We start from the raw sequence: 21,311 nt of genomic DNA, 5'->3' as shown, positions 1-21,311 counted from the left end.
ATTACTTGTGATTAACAAGTATAGCTAATTTTTTAATATTATTCAATAATATATTCACATTAAACTATGTTGTAAGATTAATATTTGGTTAATTGCAGTGAAGCTTTGCTTGGTAAAAAAGAAAATAGTTTTGCTAAAAATTGAATAATCAGTCAGTTATTTAGAGATGCTTTAAGTTGCTAATTTCATTAATTTGAATAGAATTATTCTATAAAAATTTTTTTTGTAATGTGAATAATGGAATGGTGTGCTTGGGTGTGGTTTTGTCACCACATGGTATTAAAGGGGCAGTAAAAATAAAAACTTTTACAGAAAAACCAGAGAATATTGCTATTTATGGTGAATTAACTGATGGTAACAAAAGCTATACAATAAAATCTGTATCTATAATGAATGATAATATTGTTATTGCGTATATTAGAGGTATTGACTCTCGTTGTGATGCTGATCTTTTAAGGAATAAAAAGTTATACATATCAAGAGAAAGTTTGCCGCTGTTGACAAATGAAGATGAGTTCTATGTAGAAGATTTAATCGACTCTAAGGTGAAGCTTATAAATGATATAGATTATGGTTATGTTAAAGCTGTATACAATTTTGGTGCTGGTGATATAATTGAGATCTTAATAAAAGAATGTAATAAAGCAATCATGCTACCTTTTTCAAAAGAGATATTTATACATATAGATTCTAAACAAAAAATTATCACACTAGATTTGCCTGAGTTTATTGATTAAAATGATCACATTTAACGTATTGACTTTATTTCCTGAAATGTTTCCTGGACCTTTAGGCTATTCTCTTGTTGGTCAAGCGTTGCGTAAAGGAATATGGAATTTGAATGCTATAAACATTCGTTCTTTTGCAGATGATAAACATGCAAGTGTTGATGATACGCCATATGGTGGAGGGCAGGGCATGATTATGCGTGCTGATGTAATAGGTAAAGCAGTGGATGACGTCTTGTCCTCAAATCAAGATACTAAATTAATCTATGTAACACCATCTGGTAGTAAGTTTAGTGATAATATTGCAAGAGAATTATCTTGTCTTACTAATGTTACAATATTGTGTGGTCGTTATGAAGGTGTGGATCAAAGAGTAGTTGACGCCTATCCTTTTTATGAGTTAAGTATAGGGGATTATATATTATCAGGAGGTGAGCTTGCTACTATGGTATTAATTGATGCTTGTGTGAGGCTTATTCCTGGAGTAGTAAAAAACAGCGATAGTGTTGTAAATGAGAGCTTTGCTAGCAATACACTTGAATATCCTCAATATACTAAGCCTCGTCAGTGGAAAGGGTATTCAGTGCCAGAAGTGTTGCTTTCTGGTAATCACGAAGCAATAAATAAATGGAGACAAGATAAAGCTTTATTCATTACAAAAGAGCGTCGTCCTGATTTGTTAAATAATTTAAATGGAGGTAAAAATGACTAACTTACTCGAGGAATTTAATCGTAAACAAATTCAAGCTATGGATAGAAAAATACTTGAATTTCGAGTTGGTGACACTTTGAAAGTTACAGCAAAAGTTGATGCTACAAGTGAGCGTACCCAAGTGTTTGAGGGGGTATGTATATCTAAAAGGAGAATGCGTAATCTTTCTTCTAATTTGCATGCTTCTTTTTTTCTTAGGAAGGTGAGTTACGGAGAGAGCATAGTATCACAATTCTTTGTTTACTCTCCTTTATTGGTATCAATAGAAGTTATAAGACTTGGTAAAGTACGTAGGGCTAAGCTTTACTATCTTTGTGCTTTATATGGAAAAGCAGCAAGAATTAAGGAACGCAAAATACATATCAAAACAAGATCTACTGAGTAATAATATGGCAAATGCACCAAAATTTCGTATTGGCATTGGATATGATGTGCATAGATTTATCGCACTTGAAGATGATAAGAGTAGCTGTGAAATAAAAATTTGTGGAGTGTCTGTAAAACATGATATGGAAATAGAAGCGCATTCTGATGGTGATGTTGGGATTCATGCAGTTGTTGATGCAATGCTTGGGGCTATGGCGCTTGGAGATATAGGACAGCATTTCCCCCCTACAGATCTAAAGTGGAAGGATAGAGATTCTAGTCATTTTTTAGAATTTGCTGTTAAGCAGGTAAAAGATAAAGGCTATTTTGTATCTAATGCTGATATTATCATCGTATGTGAAAAACCTAAGATAAGTCAATATAGAGATAGTATGAAAAAACGTATGTCAGAACTTTTACAAGTAAATAATGATCTTGTTGGTGTAAAAGCAACTACTACAGAAAGATTAGATGATATAGGACACTGTAAAGGCATAGCTGCATATGCTACTGTACAGATACAGCGTGTAAATTGGTTTTATTTTTTTTTCAATTGTTGTTTTCAACGATTGGTAAGGTAATACCCTGTTGCTTCATATATTTTCCATTCATTGCATCGTATGACTTTTCACATTCGTCATAAGCACTTAAAAAAATAAACTGACATGCACCTTCGTTTGCATATATTTTTGCTGGAAGTGGTGTTGTATTAGAAAATTCTAAAGTTACATGCCCTTCCCATCCTGGCTCAAGTGGGGTGACATTTACTACTATTCCACATCTAGCATAAGTTGACTTGCCAACACAGATAACTAGAACATCTCTAGGTATACGAAAATATTCAATGGTTTTTGCTAAAATAAAACTATTTGGCGGGATTATACATATGTCATCTTGTTTATCAATGAAATTTCCTGAAGAAAAATTTTTAGGATCAATAATAGTTGAATTTATGTTTGTGAATATTTTAAATTTGTTATCTACTCTTGCATCGTAACCATAAGAAGAAAGCCCATAAGAGATAATGCCTTTACTATTTTTATAGTCAACAAAAGGCTCTATCATGTTAGATTTTTTGACTTTATTTTTTATCCATTTATCAGGCATTACAGCCACGAGGTTAACCCTATTAAACTCATCAAATGATTGTTAAATAAAATGTTGAAGATGTAAAGGTTTTTTAAATTTTTGAATAGCTTAATGATGTTACAAGGTGTTAAAATAATTTTATTTTTATATTGACTATTGATGTTTATTATTTTATCTTTTAGCTTGTAATGTCACTGTTTAAGTTTTTATGCCAACGATAAATCAATTAGTACGGAATGGTAGATCACCTTCTTGTTCTCGTCGCGCAGGTAAAGTTTCAGTTCTTGGTGGTAGTCCCCAAAGAAGAGGGATATGCATAAAGGTATATACAACTACTCCCAGAAAACCTAACTCAGCACTACGCAAAGTAGCGAGAGTGAGAATTAAAAGTACTAATAGAAGAGTTAAAAGGAGTAAAGAATCTTACGAGGTACTTGCATATATTCCTGGTGAAGGTCATAATTTACAGGAGCATTCTTCGGTTTTGTTATGTGGCGGTGGAGTAAGGGATGTGCCTGGTATACACTGTCGTGTTATAAGAGGTGCTGCAGATGCTGGTCCTGTACAAAATCGCAAGAAATCTCGTTCAAGATATGGTGTTAAGAAATCTGGCAAATGAGGTTATATGTCGCGTGGTTATAATAAAATAAAAAAGAGGATTATTCTTCCAGATGTATGTTATCATAGTACTTTAGTTACACGTTTTATTAATAAGCTTATGAAGTGTGGAAAAAAGTCTATAGCTGAAAGGATTGTTTATAAGGCTTTATCTCTTGCTGAAAAAAAGCTTGGGGAAGATGCATTGTTTATTTTTAATAATGCAGTTAAGAATGTTACTCCCACTTTGGAAGCACGTTCTCGTCGTGTGGGCGGTGCAACTTACCAAGTTCCAGTTGAAGTTAGAAAAGAGCGAGCTGTTTCTTTGGCGTTGAGGTGGATTGTTAAGGCGGTTAGGGCTGCAAGAAAAGGGAAAAGTACTTCTTATTATTTATACATTGAGTTAGTTAATGCTTATAATAAGCGTGGTGAAGCGTTTAAAATATGTGAAGATAAGTATAAGGCAGCTATATCATATAGAGTTTATTCTCATCTTAATTTTTAATTGTGTATAGGTTTTTGTGTGGCTAATAAGTTTGATATATCAAAATATAGAAATATAGGGATAATGGCTCATATAGATGCTGGGAAGACTACTACAACAGAACGTATATTGTTTTATACTGGTAAGGAAAATAGGATTGGGGAAGTACATGATGGTGCTGCTTCTATGGATTGGATGGATCAGGAAAGGGAGCGTGGAATAACTATTACGTCTGCTGCAACTACTTGTTTTTGGGGGGATTATCGTATCAATATTATTGATACTCCAGGTCATGTTGATTTTACAATTGAAGTTGAAAGGTCTTTGCGTGTTTTAGATGGTGCTGTTGCTGTTTTTGATGGTGTGGCGGGAGTTGAACCGCAATCGGAAACTGTTTGGCGTCAAGCTGACAAGTATAATGTTCCTCGTATTTGTTTTGTAAATAAAATGGATAGGATTGGAGCTGATTTTGATAAATGTGTTGGCATGATGAAAGAAAAGCTTGGTGCTAAGCCATTAGTTATTCAATTGCCTATTGGTAAAGAAAAGGATTTTATAGGTGTAGTAGATCTGATTTTTATGAGGTCTGTGCTATGGAGGGATGAAACGTTAGGTGCTGAATTTTATTATGATAAAATACCAGATGATATGCTTGAAGTAGCAGAAAAATATCGAGAATTGATATTAGATGAAGCTTCTAAAGTTGATGATAAAATAGAAGATTTATATTATAATAGTCAAGGTATTTCTTCTAATTTATTGATAGATAGTATTAGAAAAGGCACTATAAATAGCAATTTTGTTCCTGTGTTGTGTGGTTCAGCTTTTAAAAATAAGGGGGTTCAACCTCTTCTAGATGCAGTAGTTAATTTTTTACCTTCTCCTCTTGACATTAAGGTAATAGAAGGAAATAATCCAAAAGATCCAGAACAGATAATTGAAATTAAGCCATCAGTTAATGAAAAGTTTGTTGCTTTAGCTTTTAAAGTAATGAATGATAAGTTTTCTGGTAGTTTAACTTTCATACGTATTTATTCTGGTGTGCTCAAATCTAAGTTCACTATTTTAAATTCTAGAAAAAACAGTACAGAACCAGTAGGTAGAATGTTGCTTATGCATGCTAATAATAGAGAAGATATAACTGAGGCGTGTGCTGGTGATATAGTTGCTTTGATAGGGTTAAAAAATACTACAACTGGTGATACTTTGTGTTCTCCTGATTTTCCTATAGTTTTAGAATGTATGGACTTTCCTGAGCCAGTTATGGAGATAGCTATAGAGCCTAAATCTACAGCAGATCAAGAGAAGTTAGGTTTGGCTTTAAATAAATTGGTTGCAGAAGATCCTTCTCTCAAAAGAATTGTGAATCCTGAAAGTGGTCAGACTGTTTTAAAAGGGATGGGAGAGCTTCATCTTGAGATCATTGTAGATAGAATAAAACGTGAGTTTAATGTTGAAGTAAATGTTGGTTCTCCTCAAGTTGCATATAGAGAAACTATAACAAAAGCCGTTGAGATTGATTATACCCATAAAAAACAAACTGGTGGTGCCGGACAGTTTGCAAAAGTTAAGATATTATTTGAGCCTCTTGAACGAGGGGATGGATTTCAATTTGAAAGTAAAATTACAGGAGGCAGTATCCCAAAAGAATATATACCTAGTGTACAGAGTGGATTGGAGCTTATAAAAGAAAATGGTGTCATAGCCGGGTTTCCTGTAATTGATTTTAAAGCTACTCTTCTTGATGGCGCGTTTCACGATGTTGATTCAAGTACTTTAGCTTTTGAGCTTGCTGCTAAAGGAGCTTTTAAGGAAATGTCAAGTAAAGCGGCTCCAAAGTTGTTGGAACCTATAATGAAAGTAGAGGTAATGACTCCTCAAGAATATAGGGGTAATGTTGAGGGAGATATATGTAGCAGGAGAGGGGAAATTTTACACCCAGAAACGCATGACACTATGGTTAGTAGAAAAGGAAAAATTTTACACCCAGAAACGCATGACACTATAATTATTTGGGCATCAATTCCTTTATCTAATATGTTTGGATATGTAAATGTTTTGCGTTCTATTTCTCAGGGAAGAGCTCAATATAGTATGAGTTTTTCTGGGTATAGTGAGGTGCCAAAATACATAATGGATAAATTGAAGTCGAATATTTAAAATTTTAGAGGCACAAATGAGTGAAATAGAGGAGAGGAAAGATCATATAAACACAGGGACGATAGGGCATGTTGATCATGGGAAGACGACGTTAACAGCAGCGATCACAAAGGTGTTAGCGAGCAAAGGACAGGCTAAAGCTATAGGGTATGATCAAATTGATAAAGCACCGGAAGAAAAGGAGAGAGGGATAACTATTTCAACTGCACATGTTGAATATGAAACGGAGAGTAGGCATTATGCACATATAGATTGTCCTGGTCATGCTGACTATGTAAAAAACATGATAGTTGGTGCTGCTCAAATGGATGTAGCAATACTTTTAGTATCTGCGGTTGACGGTCCTGAGCCGCAGACAAGAGAGCACATATTGCTTTCAAAGCAGATAGAAATAGAAAACATCATAGTTTTTTGCAATAAAGTTGATGTTGCAGAGCAAGAGATGATTGAGTTAGTAGAGATGGAGGTTAGGGAATTGCTAAGTGAGTATGGTTATAGTGGTGATGATATTATAATAATAAAAGGTTCTGCACTTAAAGCATTAGAGGGCGATGATAGTGAATTAGGTAAAGGTGCGATATTAAAATTAATGGAAGTGTTAGATAGTGTTCCAAAACCTATAAGAGATTTAGACAAGACGTTTTTAATGCCGATAGAGGACGTATTTACAATACCTGGGCGTGGTACAGTAGTAACAGGTTGTATTGAGCGTGGTAAGGTAAAAGAAGGTGATGAGATAGAAGTAGTTGGACTTAGAGAAGTACAGAAAACAGTTTGCACTGGCGTTGAGATGTTTAAAAAGAGATTAGGATGGGGAAAAGCTGGTGACAATGTTGGTATTCTATTACGTGGTGTAAAGAGAGAGGATGTAGAAAGGGGGCAGATTTTGGCGAAGCCTGGTACAGTTACACCACATAAGAGATTTAAGGCTGAAATATATGTATTAAAAGCAGAAGAAGGAGGGCGAAAAACACCATTTGGATCGCATTATCAGCCACAATTTTATTTTAGAACAACTGATGTAACTGGTAGTATGAGGATTTTAGATGGCAAGGAAATTGTTATGCCTGGAGATCAGGTAAGTATGGAAGTAGAGTTACAGAATCCTTATGGAATAGCAATGGAGAAGGGATTAAGATTTGCAATAAGAGAAGGTGGTAAGACTATTGGTTCTGGTATTGTTAATGATATTTTAGAGTAGGTTTTATTGCATGAGAGAGTAGCTCAATTAGGTAGAGCGTTGGTCTCCAAAACCAAAGGTTATAGGTTCGATTCCTGTCTCTCTTGCTTTTTTTATTAGGTTGGTGATGATAAGGGCTTTAATGTGTTTTTTTAGCGAAATAAAACAAGAGATTGTTAAAGTTTCTTGGGCAAAAAAAGAAGAGATCATGTATTTTTTGTTTTTAACTATAGTAATAATATTATGTTTTTCTGTTTTTTTTTGTTTGGTGGATTTTTCATTTTTTTATGTAATTAGGGTTCTGCTTGGGGTTATATATGATATATAAATCGAAAGAGTGTTTGGAGCAGGAAAGGAAGGTGCAAATATTTTTTAACACTGTAGATGCTGTACAAGATGCAGAGGAAAAAAGTTTAAAAGGTATAATAGAAGTTTTTAAAGAAATGTTAGCACAAGGAATTGATGTTAATGTCAGAAATGGAGAAGGTGAAACGCCTTTAATAAGGATTATTAATTTTATTCCAACATCTGGTGATAAGGAAGGTCAGTATCATGAAATGATTAATCTACTTTTGAAAAATGATGAATTAGATATAAATCTTAAAGATAATAATGGAAGGACTGCGTTAGATCTTGCTATTTTATATTTGTTTGAAAAAATAGTAGATTTATTATTGGGCCATAAATCCATGGCTTATGATACATTAAAAAGAACGATCCAATCTAAAGTGCAAAGTGATTTTAGTGAAGCAATGAAGGAAAAAATAAGGAACTGTAAGCTTTATAGAGAGGGTTTAGAAGAAAGTTTGGAAAAACAAGAGTATGAGTGGTATATTATAGAAGTTTTACCGCGGAATGAAGAAAGAGTTTGTAATTTTATTTTAGATCCAGCAAGAAAATTGTATCCTTTTTTTGTTAAAAGGGCGCTTGCGCCATTTGTGGAGAATGCAACGAAGAAAACCTTTCTTTATCCTCGTTATGTGTTTATACATATGAAACTGTGTGATAAGTCTCTCAAGATTATAAAAAGTATAGAAGGAGTGTTTAGGTTTTTAGGTGGGGATAAACCGCGGATTGTGAGTAATACTGAAATTGATACTATGCTTAATAATTTAGATCGTAGTGAGCTCTGTAATCAGTCTAAACAGAAGTATGAGATTGGAGAGTATGTAGTAATTACACAAGGTGCGTTCAAAGGTTTTTGTGGAGAATTGTTTTGTGTTAATTATGATAGGGGTGTTGCTAAAGTGAACATAAGGGTATTCAAGTTTTGTACATCACCAGTAGAAGTCAGGTTAGATCAAATAGAAAGAAAGGATTAATTATGAAAAGTGCTACTATTATATCTAGAGTTAAGTTAAGCATGAATGTAGGTAAGGCAATGCCAGGGCCTAAAATTGCTTCAGTCCTTGGTCCACGTGGTATTGCTATACCTAAATTTTGTGAAGCTTTTAATAAAATGACTAGTGATAGTAATAAATATAAAATTGGGGATTCAATTGCAGTGAGGGTAATTGTGTATGATAACAAATCTTATGATCTTTTTGTTAATAATGCACCTGCAGTTTCTGATTTATTGAAACAGGCTACTTGCTTAGCGAAGGGAACAAGCAACCCTGGCAAGGAAGTTGTATCTAAGATTAATAGATCAGTGCTAACCGGTATAGCTAAGCTTAAGATGTCTGATATGAAAATTAATGAATTGAAGTCGGCACTGAAAATGGTGTTAGGTACTGCTCGTTCCATGGGCATAGAAGTTGAAGGTTTAGAAGAAGATTAATTTATAGGTATTTGATGCAACAAGGTAATTTACAAACTTATGATATTATTGATTGTTTAAAGATGGTTGTGGGTTCTTCATCAACTAAATTTATTGAGTCTGTTGACGTTGCTGTGAGGCTTAATGTAGATGTGCGTAAGCCTGAAGAGCAGGTTAGAGGTGTGGTTGTCTTACCTAAAAGTACTGAAAAAAATATTAAGGTTGCTGTATTTACTGATAATGAGTATTTGTTAAAGGAGTTAAAATGTATAGCAGATGTTATTGGCGGTAAGGATTTGGTTAACTCTATATTGGTTAACTCTATGAAGGAAAATAGGAAGCTGCTGGATGTTGATTGGTGTATTACAACTTATGATTTTGTGGAATATATTAAGCCTGTTGCTAAAATTCTCGGGCATAAGGGGCTTATGCCCGATCCAAAATTTAACACCGTAACACCTGAAGTTGTAAGAATGGTTAACATTATAAAGTCTGGTCAAATTAAATTTAAAACTGATAAGTACGGTATTATTCATGCTAAAATAGGAAATATACAATTTAGTGTTAAGGATTTGTTTGCAAACTTTATGGCCCTGGTGAAAGCTATAAATGATGTTAAACCTAACGGTATAAAAGGGGATTACTTTAAGAGTATTTTTATTAATTCAACTATGGGTAAATCTTTAAGGGTTGGTAAAGTGGGAAAAATATTTTCTAAGGAGTATTATAGTGAAGCGTAGTTGTAAACAAAAGCATTTGAATAATTTAACAAATATTATATCTCAAAATAGTTTTGTGATTTTAGTTAATTTTAATTATCTTGCTGCAGATGATTCAATTAACTTAAGAAATGAAATAAAATCTACAGGTGGTGGTTTTCTTGTTGTAAAAAATAGCTTAGCTCGTATAGCTATTGTTCAAATAGGTAAGTTTAATTTTTTACTTAATAAGTTTATCGGTCCGGTTGCAATAATATATTCATCTGATATGATAGCAACTGTAAAAGTTCTAGTTAATTTTATTAATAATGATCGCGAAGGAGTGTCTATAGTTTGTGCAGCTAATTTAGATCGATTATTGACTAAAGATGATGTTGTTGCATTAGCTAAATTACCTTCTTTAGATGAGATGCGTATTAAGATAATACGTTTAATACTTATGGTTCCTAATAGGTTAGCTTATCTTTTAAATTTACCTGCTAGTAGGGTGTTCAGAGTTTTAAACTCTAAATAAAAGTCTTTAATTATTATTGAGGTTGTTGTTATGAATAGTGAAATTAATGAAAAAGAATCTTTGTTAAAACAAATACTTTCTTTAGATTTGTTGGGAGCCTCTGAGCTTGCTAAGGGATTAGAGAATGAATTGGGATTGCCTCCAATGGGTTCGTATGTACATCCTGCTCAAAGTTCAGTAAAAAATGATTCTGAAACTCCTACAGTTGAAAAAGCAAAGGAATATAGTGTTATTTTAAAAGAATTTGGTAGTGATAAAAAGGTGTCAATTATTAGAGCTATAAGGGAAATAAAAGTAAGCTATAATCAGGGTGAACTGACTTTAAAAGGTGCTATGGATTTTATTGGGTCATTGCCAAAAGCTGTGGTATCTAATATGTCAGAAAAAGAGGCTGAAAAGATTAAAGAAATGCTTATAGGTGCTGGTGCATCTAAAGTTGAACTTGAGTAATATTAATTGAATTATACTTTAATTTTTGAGACACTTAAATGACTTCTTTCTTACCTTTAATGATGAGCAATTTGAATCTTTCTGTTTCAACTCCGAGGCTTTCTTATGCAAGGTCGGCTGATTTAAAAAATTTTTTAGTAGATTTAATAAAAATGCAAAGAGATTCATATAATTCTTTTGTTGATATGGATCTTGATGGTAAAAGTAAATTAAATTCTATGTTTCACTCAGTTTTTCCCATTTGTGACTCATTAGGGCGTGCAATTCTTGAATGTGTAAATTGTAAAATCGATAGTCCTAAATATGATGAGTATGAATGTATAAAACGGGGTATAACTTTTTCCATTGCTATTCGTATAGTGCTACGTCTTACTGTTCTCGATATTCAAGAACTTAAAGAGATGAGGGGTGAGAATATTGAAGATAAGAATGTAAAGTATTTTAAGGAACAGGAAGTATTGATTGGTGAATTACCAATGATGACTGCTAAAGGGACGTTTGTTATTAATGGAGTTGAAAAAGTTATAGTCTCTCAAGTGCATAGATCTCCTGGTGTCTTTTTTGATAATGATAAAGGAAAAACATATAGTTCAGGTAAGTTAATTTACTCTGCTCGTATTATTCCTTATAGAGGTTCATGGTTGGATTTTGAATTTGATGCAAAAGATATTCTCTATTTTCGTATTGATAGAAAGAAAAAATTACCTGTATCTTTTTTGTTGAGAGCATTGGGCTTATCAAATAATGATATACTTGAAAAATTTTATAAAAAAGTAAAATATGTTAGATGTGGAGATCGCTGGAGAGTACAATTTTTGTCTGAAAGGCTTCAAAACATTAAATTGCCATTTGCTCTGACTGACGTTAACAATAATGTTTTATTGGAAGCAAATGTGAGAATAACTTCTAAGCTAGTTAAGAAATTATGTAAAGATGGCTTAAGAGAATATTTTATACCATTTACTGCCATATGTAGCTTGTTTTTAGCAGAAGATTTAATTGATGCGTCAACTAATACTGTGCTTTTTTCAACCGGAGATTTACTAACTATTGAAGATGTAAAAAAAATAAAGCTACTTTCTATTAATGAAGTATCCTTATTAAATATAGATAACGTTTCAATTGGACCATATATTTTAAATACGCTATTTTTAAATAAAAATATATCTTATCAAGATGCCTTATTTGAAATATATCGGGTTTTACGTCCAGGTGAGGCCCCAACTCTAGAGTTGGCAAAGTCTTTTTTCAATAATTTATTCTTTAATGATGAATATTATAATCTATCTGATGTTGGTAGGGTGAAACTTAACTTTCGTCTTGGGTTAAATTATGGTGAAAATCTGACAATTTTAACTGTAGATGATATAATTGAAGTAATAAAAAATTTGGTTTTATTACGTGATGGTAGGGGAGAAAGTGATGATATTGACCATCTTGGCAATAGGAGAATAAGATCTGTGGGGGAATTTGTTGAAAATCAATTTAGATTAGGTTTAATCAAGCTACAGCGTATTGCTATTGATTATATGTCAACTGCTAATTTTGATGATGCAGCACCGCATGATTTTGTTAATCCAAGGGTCCTTACTACTGTTTTGAAAGATTTTTTTAATTCTTCCCAGCTTTGTCAATTCATGGATCAAACTAATCCTTTATCTGAGATAACTCATAAACGTAGGTTATCAGCTTTAGGGCCTGGTGGATTAACAAGGGATAGGGCAAGTTTTGAAGTGCGAGATGTACATACAACTCACTATGGGCGTGTTTGTCCTATTGAAACACCAGAAGGGCAAAATATAGGATTAATCAATAGTTTAGCTGTGTATGCTCGTGTTAATAAATATGGCTTTATTGAGAGTCCTTATCGCAAGGTGGCAAATGGTATAGTAACTGATCAGATAGAATATCTTTCTGCAACAGAAGAGGATTTCTATTATATTGCTGATGCTAGTGCAAAACTTGATAAAAATAACCACTTTATTGATGATATGTTATATTGTCGTTATAGTGGTAACTTTACAATGATCCAAAGTAATCAAGTAAATTATATTGATGTTGCTCCTAAGCAAGTTGTTTCTATTGCAGCTTCACTTATTCCTTTTTTAGAAAATGATGATGCTAACAGAGCATTAATGGGCTCAAATATGCAGCGTCAGGCAGTACCTTTATTAAAACCTGAGGCTCCATTAGTTGGTACTGGTATGGAATCTATAGTTGCAGCTGATTCTTGTTATGTTGTCTTAGCTAAGCAGGATGGTATAGTTGATCGTGTTGATGGTATATATATAGTTATTTGCGTTCTTGATGCAGAAAAAGAAAAATGTTTGGATGTAGATATCTATAAAATGAGGAAATTTTCTCGTTCTAATCATAGTACTTGTATTAATCAGAGGCCTTTGGTAAAGCCTGGTGATTATGTAAAAAGGGGTGATGTTATTGCTGATGGTTTTGCAATTGATAAAGGAGAACTTGCCCTTGGAAGTAATTTATTAGTGGCATTTATGTCATGGCAAGGTTATAACTTTGAAGATTCAATTATTATTTCGAATGCAGTTGTACAGGAAGATATTTTTACTTCAATACATATAGAGGAGTTTGAATGTGTAGTTCGTGATACAACTTTAGGACCTGAAAGAATAGTTCGTTCTATTCCTGATACTAGTGAAGAATATTTGCATCATTTGGATGATATAGGAATTGTAAATGTTGGAGCAAAAGTTAAACCTGGTGATATTCTTGTTGGTAAAGTTACCCCTAAACCTTCAGTTTCTTTACAGCCTGAAGAAAAGTTACTAATAAGCATTTTTGGTGAAAAAATATTTGATTGTGTAGATTCTTCCCTATATTTATCCCCGGATATTGAGGGGACTGTAATAGATGTCAATATACTGATGCGCAGGGGTATTGAAGAGAATGATAGGTTCTTATTGATAAAACAAAGAGAAATAGTGAATTTTAAGAAGGAATATGGATATGAAACTGATATAGTAAGTAATTATTTTTATAATAAGTTAAAGGAAATTTTAATTGGTTCTTGCATTAAGCAAGGTGATAAGGTGTTTGTCATAACTGAGGAATTTTTAAATTCTATTTCAAAAAATCAATGGTGGACTTTGAAAGTAAGTGACTCTTCTCTCTTAGAGGAAGTAGAAAAGTTAGAAAAAGAATTCAATCTAAAAATGGATAACGTCCATACTAAATTTAAACAGAAAATGGAGCAATTAAATTCTAGTTATGACTTGCCTCAAGGTGTTCTAACTATAGTTAAAGTATTTGTTGCGGTAAAACATGGGTTGCAACCCGGTGATAAAATGGCAGGACGTCATGGTAATAAGGGTGTTATTTCTCGCATTGTTCCAGTGGAAGATATGCCATATTTGGAAGATGGAACTCCTGTTGATATAATTCTTAATCCTCTTGGCATTTCATCTAGAATGAATATAGGACAAATACTTGAAACCCATTTAGGTTTAGCATGTGTGAAGTTAGGGGAAAAAATTGGCAAAATGTTGGATGACTCTAATGAAACCTCGATATCTGACTTGCGGGATTTTTTGTTACGAATTTATTGTAATGACCGTATTATGTGTGGTCAAATAAAAGCATTAAATGATAACTGTTTGATATCATTTGCAGAAAGAGTACGTAAAGGTATACCTATTGCGGCTCCTGTGTTTGAAGGTCCAAAAGACTATGAAATAGCTAGATTGCTTGAACTTGCCGGAGTAGACAAATCTGGGCAGGTAGAGTTATACGATGGAAGGAGTGGTGAAAAGTTTAATCGTAAAATAACAGTAGGGTATATATATATGCTCAAATTACATCACCTTGTTGATGATAAGGTTCATGCTCGTTCTGTTGGTCCTTATAGTTTAGTTACACAACAGCCTCTTGGTGGAAAATCTCATTTTGGTGGTCAACGTTTTGGTGAAATGGAATGTTGGGCACTGCAAGCTTATGGATCTGCATATACATTGCAAGAAATGTTAACGGTAAAATCTGATGATGTTGTTGGTAGACTTAAGATTTATGAGTCAATAATTAGAGGTGATAGTAATTTTGAGTGTGGGATTCCTGAGTCATTTAATGTAATGGTAAAAGAACTACGCTCTTTATGTTTGGATGTAACATTAAAACAAGGAAATGATACTATAGATATACCTCATTGTACTAGTATAGCACAGTCTTTTGATAAAATTGGCATATCAATTGCTAGTCCTGAGAGGATTAGAGCTATGTCCTATGGAGAAGTAAAAGATATTTCAACTGCAAATTATCGTACCTTTAAAGTAGAGAAAGGTGGGTTATTTTGTCCGAAAATTTTTGGTCCTGTTAATGATTATGAATGTTTGTGTGGAAGATATAGAAAAAGGAGATATAGGGGAGTTGTTTGTGAAAAGTGTGGTGTAGAAGTAACATCGTCTAAGGTTAGAAGAGAAAGGATGGGTCATATAGAGCTTGTGTCTCCAGTAGTACATATATGGTTTTTAAAGTCTTTGCCGTCAAGGATTGGTACTCTTTTAGATATGTCTCTTAAGGAGATAGAGAATATTCTTTATAGTGGTGATTTTATTGTTGTAGATCCTGGTGTTTCTTCTTTTGTTAAAGGTGAGGTTCTTAATGAACAAACTTATAATGAGTGCGGTGAAGGTAGTTTTACTGCTCTTACGGGTGCAGAAGCAATAAGAGAATTACTTGCATCTTTAGATTTATACTCTACTAGGTCTAAATTAAGGACCGAATTAGAGTCAGTCACATCAGAGATAAAGAGGAAAAAAATTATTAGAAGGTTACGTATTGTTGAGAATTTCTTAAATTCTGGTAACAAACCTGAGCATATGGTGCTTACGACAATACCAATACTTCCGCCTGACTTGCGTCCATTGATTTCGCTTGAGAACGGTCGTCCTGCAGTTTCTGATCTTAATCATCATTATAGGACTATTATTAATAGAAATAATAGATTAAGAAAGCTGTTGAGCTTAAATCCACCTGCTATTATGGTTCAAAATGAAAAAAGGATGCTGCAGGAGGCTGTGGATGCTCTTTTTGATGGTAGTCGTCGTAGCAGTCTGGCAAATAAAGCTGGAAGCGTTGGTTATAAAAAGTCCTTAAGTGATATGTTAAAGGGTAAACAAGGGCGTTTCCGTCAAAATCTTTTAGGTAAGAGGGTAGATTATTCAGGAAGGTCAGTAATAGTTGTTGGTCCTACATTGAAGTTGCACCAGTGTGGTTTACCGAAGAAGATGGCATTAGAGTTGTTCAAGCCTTTCGTTTACTCCAAACTTAGGATGTATGGTGAAGCTCCTACAGTTAAGTTTGCTAGTAAGATGGTGAAATCTGAGAAGCCAGAAGTATGGGATATTTTGGATGAAGTAATACGAGAGCATCCGGTTCTGTTAAATAGGGCTCCAACCTTACATAGGCTCAGTATTCAAGCATTTCAACCTGTGTTAATTGAAGGTAAAGCAATACAGTTACACCCTCTTGTTTGCACAGCATTTAATGCTGATTTTGATGGCGATCAAATGGCAGTTCATGTCCCTTTATCTTTAGAGGCACAACTTGAGGCAAGAGTGCTTATGATGTCAACAAATAATATCCTTAACCCTTCTAATGGAAAGCCAATTATAGTTCCATCTAAGGATATAGTACTTGGTATATATTATTTAACACTACAACAACAGATTGATGATTCAGAAAGTAATAACTTAATGTATTTTTCTGATTTTGGATGTATTGAACATGCTTTAAATTGCAAAATGATTAATATACATTCTAACATAAAATATGAAATGAAGTTTTTTAATGATGATGGGAAGGAATATTATAATACTGTTCATACCACACCAGGTCGCTTAATACTATGGCAGGCTTTTCCTGAACATAAAAATTTGAACTTTAGTTTGGTTAACCAGGTTCTTACAGTGAAGGAAATAACCAATTTAGTTTCTTTAGTTTATAGAAATTGTGGTCAAAATGAAACTGTTTTATTTTCTGATAGGTTGATGTGCCTTGGTTTTGAATATGCAACACTTTCTGGAATTTCTTTTGGCTATTCTGATATGGTTATACCAGAAAGTAAAGCTATGCATGTTAAAAATGCCACCAATGAAGTAAGGAAATTTTCTATGCAATATCAAGAGGGGCTGATAACCAAAAATGAAAGATATAATAAAGTTGTTGATGAATGGTCAAGATGTACAGACTTTATAGCTAATGATATGGTTAAAGCCATGTCTGTTTGTGACAAAAAAAATAACTTAAATTCTATCTATATGATGGCTAGTTCTGGTGCAAGGGGATCTGTATCACAGATGAAACAGTTAGCTGGTATGCGTGGTTTGATGGCAAAACCCTCTGGAGAAATTATTGAAACCCCTATTATATCTAATTTTCGTGAAGGGTTAAACGTATTTGAATATTTTAATTCAACTCATGGTGCTAGAAAAGGCTTAGCTGATACTGCTTTAAAAACAGCAAATTCTGGTTATCTAACGCGTCGTTTAGTTGATGTTTCTCAGGATTGTATAGTAACTGGATATGATTGTGGCACAACAGATGGTATAATTGCTAAGGCAACTATAGAGAGTGGATCTATTGTTGCAACTTTATCTAGTATTATTTTAGGAAGAGTAGCAGTTATTGATACTTATAATCCTATTACAGGTGAAATATTAGTGAAAGAAGGAGAATTGATTGATGAAAATAAGGTTGAGCAGATAAATATTGGTGGGTTAGATGCTATGAAGATTCGTTCTCCTTTAACTTGTAAGTTTACTGATGGGATATGTTCTTTATGTTACGGTAGGGATCTTGTAACTGGAAGATTTGTTGCAATAGGTGAAGCCGTCGGTGTAATTGCTGCTCAATCTATTGGTGAGCCTGGAACTCAGCTTACTATGCGTACTTTTCATATTGGTGGTGCAGTAACGAGGGGGGCTGAGGTTTCTGATGTTATTGCTGCTTTTAATGCAAAAGTAAAAATTATTAATAGCAATATAATAGTAGATAAAAATGATAATAAGATAGTTATGGGTCGTTCTTGTGAAGTGGCGTTATTGGATGATTTTGGTAATGAGAAGTTCAAGCATAATTTACCTTATGGTGCTAAACTTTATATTAGTGATGGAGAAACAGTTGAAGTTGGAGATAAAATAGCAGAGTGGGATCCTTATACTGTTCCGATTATAACGGAAAAAACAGGTATAGTATCTTATAGGGATTTAATAGATGGTGTGTCAATTAGTGAGGTGATGGATGAATTGACTGGTATTTCGAATAGAGTAGTTGTAGATTGGAAATTAAGTATTCATGGGGCGAATATTCGTCCTAGAATAGTGTTGCTCAATGATGCTGGTGATGTAATTACGCTTGCAAATGATCTTGATGCTCACTATTTTATGCCGATAGGAGCGGTTTTAAATGTACAGGATGGTCAAAAAGTATATGCTGGTGACGTGATTACAAGGATTCCTAGAGAGTCGATAAAAACTCGTGATATTACTGGAGGGTTACCTAGAGTTGTAGAGTTGTTCGAAGCTCGTCGTCCTAAAGAACACTCTGTAGTGAGTGAAGTAGATGGCTGTGTTGAATTTGGTAAAGATTATTATAGATCAAAGCGTCGCGTATTTGTTAACCCTGTAGATGGTCAGAGTTCTCCAATAGAGTATCTTATTCCTAAGGGTAAGCATACTATAGTTAATGAGGGTGATTTTGTTCGCAAGGGTGATTTACTCATGGATGGTGATCCTGATCCTCATGATATTTTACGTGTTTTAGGAGTAGAGGCATTAGCAAATTATATGACTTCTGAAATACAGCAAGTTTATAGGTTACAAGGTGTCCGTATTGATAATAAACATATAGAAGTTATATTAAGGCAGATGCTACAAAGAGTAGAGATTACTGATCCTGGTGATACTATGTATCTAATTGGGGAAAGCGTTAATAGGCAGGAGATTCTGCAAATTAATGAGTCATTGTTAAGTGCTGGTAAGAGGGATGCAAGTTATGTTTCAATTTTGCAAGGTATAACTCGTGCAAGCCTTGCAACTGGTTCATTTATTTCAGCTGCTTCGTTTCAAGAAACTACCAAAGTTTTAACGGAAGCAGCTTTTTATGGGAAAGAAGACCCTCTTTCTGGTTTAAAGGAAAATGTGATAGTTGGCAGGCTAATTCCTGCTGGTACTGGTCTTATTATGAATAAGCTCAAAAAACTCTCTGCTCTAAATGAAGAAGATTATTCTCAATACTATAACAATTTTGAGTTATATAGTGATAAAATTCTTGTGGAAGGAGAAAAAGTTCTTTAAAGATGATTTTTTTAAAGTTTGTTGTCTGTTAGGATAGGGTTTTTGTTTTTTTATACTTTCACAAGTATGTAGAATTTGTTGGGTTAAGGTACATTATTGGTTGCAAATGTAAGAGTGGTAAAGGAAGGGGAGGGGGTAGAGGAAGGAGCACTGTAAAGGCAGTCAAAAAGGAAGTGATTAGTTGATAAAATGCAATATTCAGTTGATAATTGGCTTGTTGATCTTAAAATAGCTTGATTGAGAATAATCAAAAACGAGGCAGAAGAGGCAAAAATGGTATATGTAGAAAAATATATGAGAACACAAAAATTGTATATTCCTTCTATAAAATTGACAATTTGATTAATCTTTTTAAACTCAAAATTAAAAACAGTGCAAAAATATATGACAAAGGAGATTTTAAAAAGTGTTAAATCAATAACCAATGCCGTTTGTATAAAAAAAGACAATTTCTTTTTAGAAGGAAAGTCTACAAAAGAAAAAATTACAGAGCATCTCAGTTTACTGCATGATAATCCAAAATGTAGATTTGAGGTATTAATTGATATTTTTGCTGTCGATTACCCGCAAAAAGATAAACGCTTTGAGCTAATATATAATCTTCTTAGTATAGTACACAACGTTAGATTGTGTTTAAAACTTGAAATAGGAGAGAATGACTCTCCCCCAACAGTGACTAATATTTTTAGCACAGCATCTTGGTTTGAGCGTGAAGTGTTTGATATGTATGGTATAGAATTTACCGGGCACCCAGACTTGCGTCGCATTCTTTCAGATTATGGATTTAAGGGGCATCCAATGCTTAAGGACTTTCCTCTTGTTGGTTATGAGGAGGTAAAATACGACATAGAAGCTAAAAAAGTTGTTTATAACCCTATAGATCTCGCACAAGATTTTCGCATGTTTGACTGTCTTTCTCCATGGAAGGGTACTGAGTATAAAAAACAGGAGAAATAATAATTTGTATATTTTTGAAATTTTATTATAACAACATTTGCAGTGGCGCTTCTATGTAGGATTTAAAGATACTTAGAAATCTTGCTGCTAGCGCGCCATCAACTGTCCTATGGTCAACAGAAAGCGTAATGCTCACTATATTTGCTATTTCTATCTTATTGTCCACAACAACAGGTCTTTTTTCAGATGCACCCACCGACATTATACATGATTGAGGTGGGTTGATTATCGCACTGAATTGTTTTATGCCAAACATCCCGAGGTTGGAAATAGTAAATCCTCCACCTTGAAATTCTTCAGGTTTTAATTTCCCAGATTTTGCTCTACTTATCAGCTCTTTTACCTCTCTTGATATAGCCGATATATTTTTTTGGTTAGCGTTTTTAACAATAGGCGTAATAAGCCCATCTTCCAGCGCCACTGCCACTGAGATGTCTACAGTAGAATACTTAAGTATTTTATCTCCTGCCCATGATGCATTTACTTCTGGAAATTTCTCCATACTAAGAGCAACTGCTTTTATGATAAAATCATTGATTGTAATCTTACTGCCAGATGAATTGATTTCCTCTCTAAGCTTTAGCAGTTTATCGATTTGGCAGTCTATTGTTAAATAGAAATGCGGAATGGTTTGCTTTGCTTCAAGTAGGCGTTGTGCTATAACCTGCCGCATACTGCTTATTTCAATAATTCCTTCATTTTCTATACTTTTTGCACTATTTGCCTCAAGCACATCAGCTTTAATTATACGCCCGTAAGGGCCAGTACCTTTTATAGATTTTAAATCTATGTTTTCTTTTTCTGCTATAACTTTCGCTAAAGGGCTGGCTTTAATTCTTCCACAACTTGTTTCTACCACTTTTTTTTCAATAGTTTCATGTTTTTCATTTATTATTTCACTAGGTTGGTTTTGAATATTAGGTTGGTTTAGATTTTTAATATATTCATCTACAGAGCTAATATATTCCTCTTTTGAAGCCATAACAGCAATCACCTGCTTCACTGGAACACCGCTTACTCCTTCTGGGGATAAAATTTTAGCCATAACCCCATCATCTGCTGATTCCATCTCCATTACAGCTTTGTCGGTTTCTACCTCGGCAATAACTTCACCGTATTTAACTTTATCTCCTTCTTTTTTTAGCCATTTGACTATTTTGCCACCAGTCTTGCTCATTGTTGGTGAAAGCGCTGGCATTATTATTTCTATGAACTTCTTATTTAGATTCATCATTCAAACATAAAATTTGTTTTATGTTAATGTAACTCTTTATTTTT

18 protein-coding genes and 1 tRNA gene are annotated in these 21,311 nt (G+C 33.7%); 17 read left to right on the top strand and 2 right to left on the bottom strand.

Annotated features, from left to right (window positions below):
- Nucleotides 1-230: 230 nt before the first annotated feature.
- From rimM to ispF, 4 genes are read left to right on the top strand one after another with little or no spacing between them, the layout of a single operon-like run.
- Nucleotides 231-737, top strand: coding sequence for a ribosome maturation factor RimM (gene rimM, locus AACL19_RS06630; protein ID WP_339045694.1), 507 nt, complete (start codon nt 231-233; stop codon nt 735-737).
- 4 nt (nt 738-741) lie between these two features.
- The gene (gene trmD / locus AACL19_RS06625; RefSeq protein ID WP_339046712.1) at nt 742-1,440 is read left to right on the top strand and encodes a tRNA (guanosine(37)-N1)-methyltransferase TrmD; all 699 of its coding nucleotides are present in this window, start codon (nt 742-744) and stop codon (nt 1,438-1,440) included.
- Nucleotides 1,433-1,825, top strand: coding sequence for a 50S ribosomal protein L19 (gene rplS, locus AACL19_RS06620; RefSeq protein ID WP_339045693.1), 393 nt, complete (start codon nt 1,433-1,435; stop codon nt 1,823-1,825). The genes trmD and rplS overlap by 8 nt, the downstream gene beginning before the upstream one ends.
- A gap of 4 nt (nt 1,826-1,829) precedes the next feature.
- Complete coding sequence (gene ispF, locus AACL19_RS06615) at nt 1,830-2,387, top strand: 2-C-methyl-D-erythritol 2,4-cyclodiphosphate synthase (RefSeq protein WP_339045692.1); 558 nt, start codon at nt 1,830-1,832, stop codon at nt 2,385-2,387.
- Here the strand turns inward: ispF and dcd are convergent.
- Nucleotides 2,356-2,922: a dCTP deaminase gene (dcd, locus tag AACL19_RS06610; protein ID WP_339045691.1), complete on the bottom strand. Its 567-nt coding sequence runs from the start codon at nt 2,920-2,922 to the stop codon at nt 2,356-2,358. The two genes, ispF and dcd, sit on opposite strands and share 32 nt — an antisense overlap.
- A 181-nt stretch (nt 2,923-3,103) precedes the next feature.
- Between dcd and rpsL the strand changes: the two genes are divergently transcribed.
- The 13 genes from rpsL (at nt 3,104) to AACL19_RS06545 (ending at nt 20,033) form a co-directional block, all read left to right on the top strand.
- The gene (rpsL, locus tag AACL19_RS06605; protein ID WP_339045690.1) at nt 3,104-3,514 is read left to right on the top strand and encodes a 30S ribosomal protein S12; all 411 of its coding nucleotides are present in this window, start codon (nt 3,104-3,106) and stop codon (nt 3,512-3,514) included.
- 6 nt (nt 3,515-3,520) lie between these two features.
- Nucleotides 3,521-3,997, top strand: coding sequence for a 30S ribosomal protein S7 (gene rpsG, locus AACL19_RS06600; protein ID WP_339045689.1), 477 nt, complete (start codon nt 3,521-3,523; stop codon nt 3,995-3,997).
- A gap of 63 nt (nt 3,998-4,060) precedes the next feature.
- The gene (fusA, locus tag AACL19_RS06595) at nt 4,061-6,136 is read left to right on the top strand and encodes an elongation factor G (RefSeq protein ID WP_410519884.1); all 2,076 of its coding nucleotides are present in this window, start codon (nt 4,061-4,063) and stop codon (nt 6,134-6,136) included.
- Between the two features lie 16 nt (nt 6,137-6,152).
- Entirely contained in the window at nt 6,153-7,337 is a 1,185-nt protein-coding gene (gene tuf / locus AACL19_RS06590) for an elongation factor Tu (RefSeq protein ID WP_339045687.1), read from the top strand.
- 12 nt (nt 7,338-7,349) lie between these two features.
- Nucleotides 7,350-7,423, top strand: a tRNA-Trp gene (locus tag AACL19_RS06585).
- Nucleotides 7,424-7,443: 20 nt separating this feature from the next.
- Complete coding sequence (gene secE, locus AACL19_RS06580; RefSeq protein WP_339045686.1) at nt 7,444-7,644, top strand: preprotein translocase subunit SecE; 201 nt, start codon at nt 7,444-7,446, stop codon at nt 7,642-7,644.
- A complete protein-coding gene (locus AACL19_RS06575; protein ID WP_339045685.1) occupies nt 7,634-8,638 on the top strand; it encodes a transcription termination/antitermination NusG family protein in 1,005 nt (334 codons plus the stop codon). The genes secE and AACL19_RS06575 overlap by 11 nt, the downstream gene beginning before the upstream one ends.
- A gap of 2 nt (nt 8,639-8,640) precedes the next feature.
- Nucleotides 8,641-9,096: a 50S ribosomal protein L11 gene (locus AACL19_RS06570; RefSeq protein WP_339045684.1), complete on the top strand. Its 456-nt coding sequence runs from the start codon at nt 8,641-8,643 to the stop codon at nt 9,094-9,096.
- A 14-nt stretch (nt 9,097-9,110) separates the two neighbouring features.
- Entirely contained in the window at nt 9,111-9,815 is a 705-nt protein-coding gene (locus AACL19_RS06565; protein WP_339045683.1) for a 50S ribosomal protein L1, read from the top strand.
- Nucleotides 9,805-10,308 carry a 50S ribosomal protein L10 gene (gene rplJ, locus AACL19_RS06560; RefSeq protein WP_339045682.1) on the top strand — a complete coding sequence of 168 codons (504 nt, stop codon included), beginning with the start codon at nt 9,805-9,807 and terminating at the stop codon, nt 10,306-10,308. The genes AACL19_RS06565 and rplJ overlap by 11 nt, the downstream gene beginning before the upstream one ends.
- Nucleotides 10,309-10,338: 30 nt before the next feature.
- A complete protein-coding gene (locus tag AACL19_RS06555) occupies nt 10,339-10,758 on the top strand; it encodes a ribosomal protein bL12 (RefSeq protein ID WP_339045681.1) in 420 nt (139 codons plus the stop codon).
- Between the two features lie 71 nt (nt 10,759-10,829).
- Complete coding sequence (rpoB, locus tag AACL19_RS06550) at nt 10,830-19,076, top strand: DNA-directed RNA polymerase subunit beta (RefSeq protein WP_410519857.1); 8,247 nt, start codon at nt 10,830-10,832, stop codon at nt 19,074-19,076.
- Nucleotides 19,077-19,460: 384 nt separating this feature from the next.
- Nucleotides 19,461-20,033, top strand: coding sequence for an NADH-quinone oxidoreductase subunit C (locus AACL19_RS06545; RefSeq protein ID WP_339045680.1), 573 nt, complete (start codon nt 19,461-19,463; stop codon nt 20,031-20,033).
- A 25-nt stretch (nt 20,034-20,058) separates the two neighbouring features.
- Here the strand turns inward: AACL19_RS06545 and AACL19_RS06540 are convergent, their stop codons facing one another.
- Nucleotides 20,059-21,264 carry a pyruvate dehydrogenase complex dihydrolipoamide acetyltransferase gene (locus AACL19_RS06540; protein ID WP_339045679.1) on the bottom strand — a complete coding sequence of 402 codons (1,206 nt, stop codon included), beginning with the start codon at nt 21,262-21,264 and terminating at the stop codon, nt 20,059-20,061.
- Nucleotides 21,265-21,311: the final 47 nt, after the last annotated feature.

The sequence above is a fragment of the Candidatus Mesenet endosymbiont of Agriotes lineatus genome, from assembly GCF_964019585.1.
In the GTDB taxonomy this organism is placed as follows: Bacteria; Pseudomonadota; Alphaproteobacteria; order Rickettsiales; family Anaplasmataceae; genus Mesenet.
This window is presented reverse-complemented; position numbering and strand designations above follow the sequence as displayed.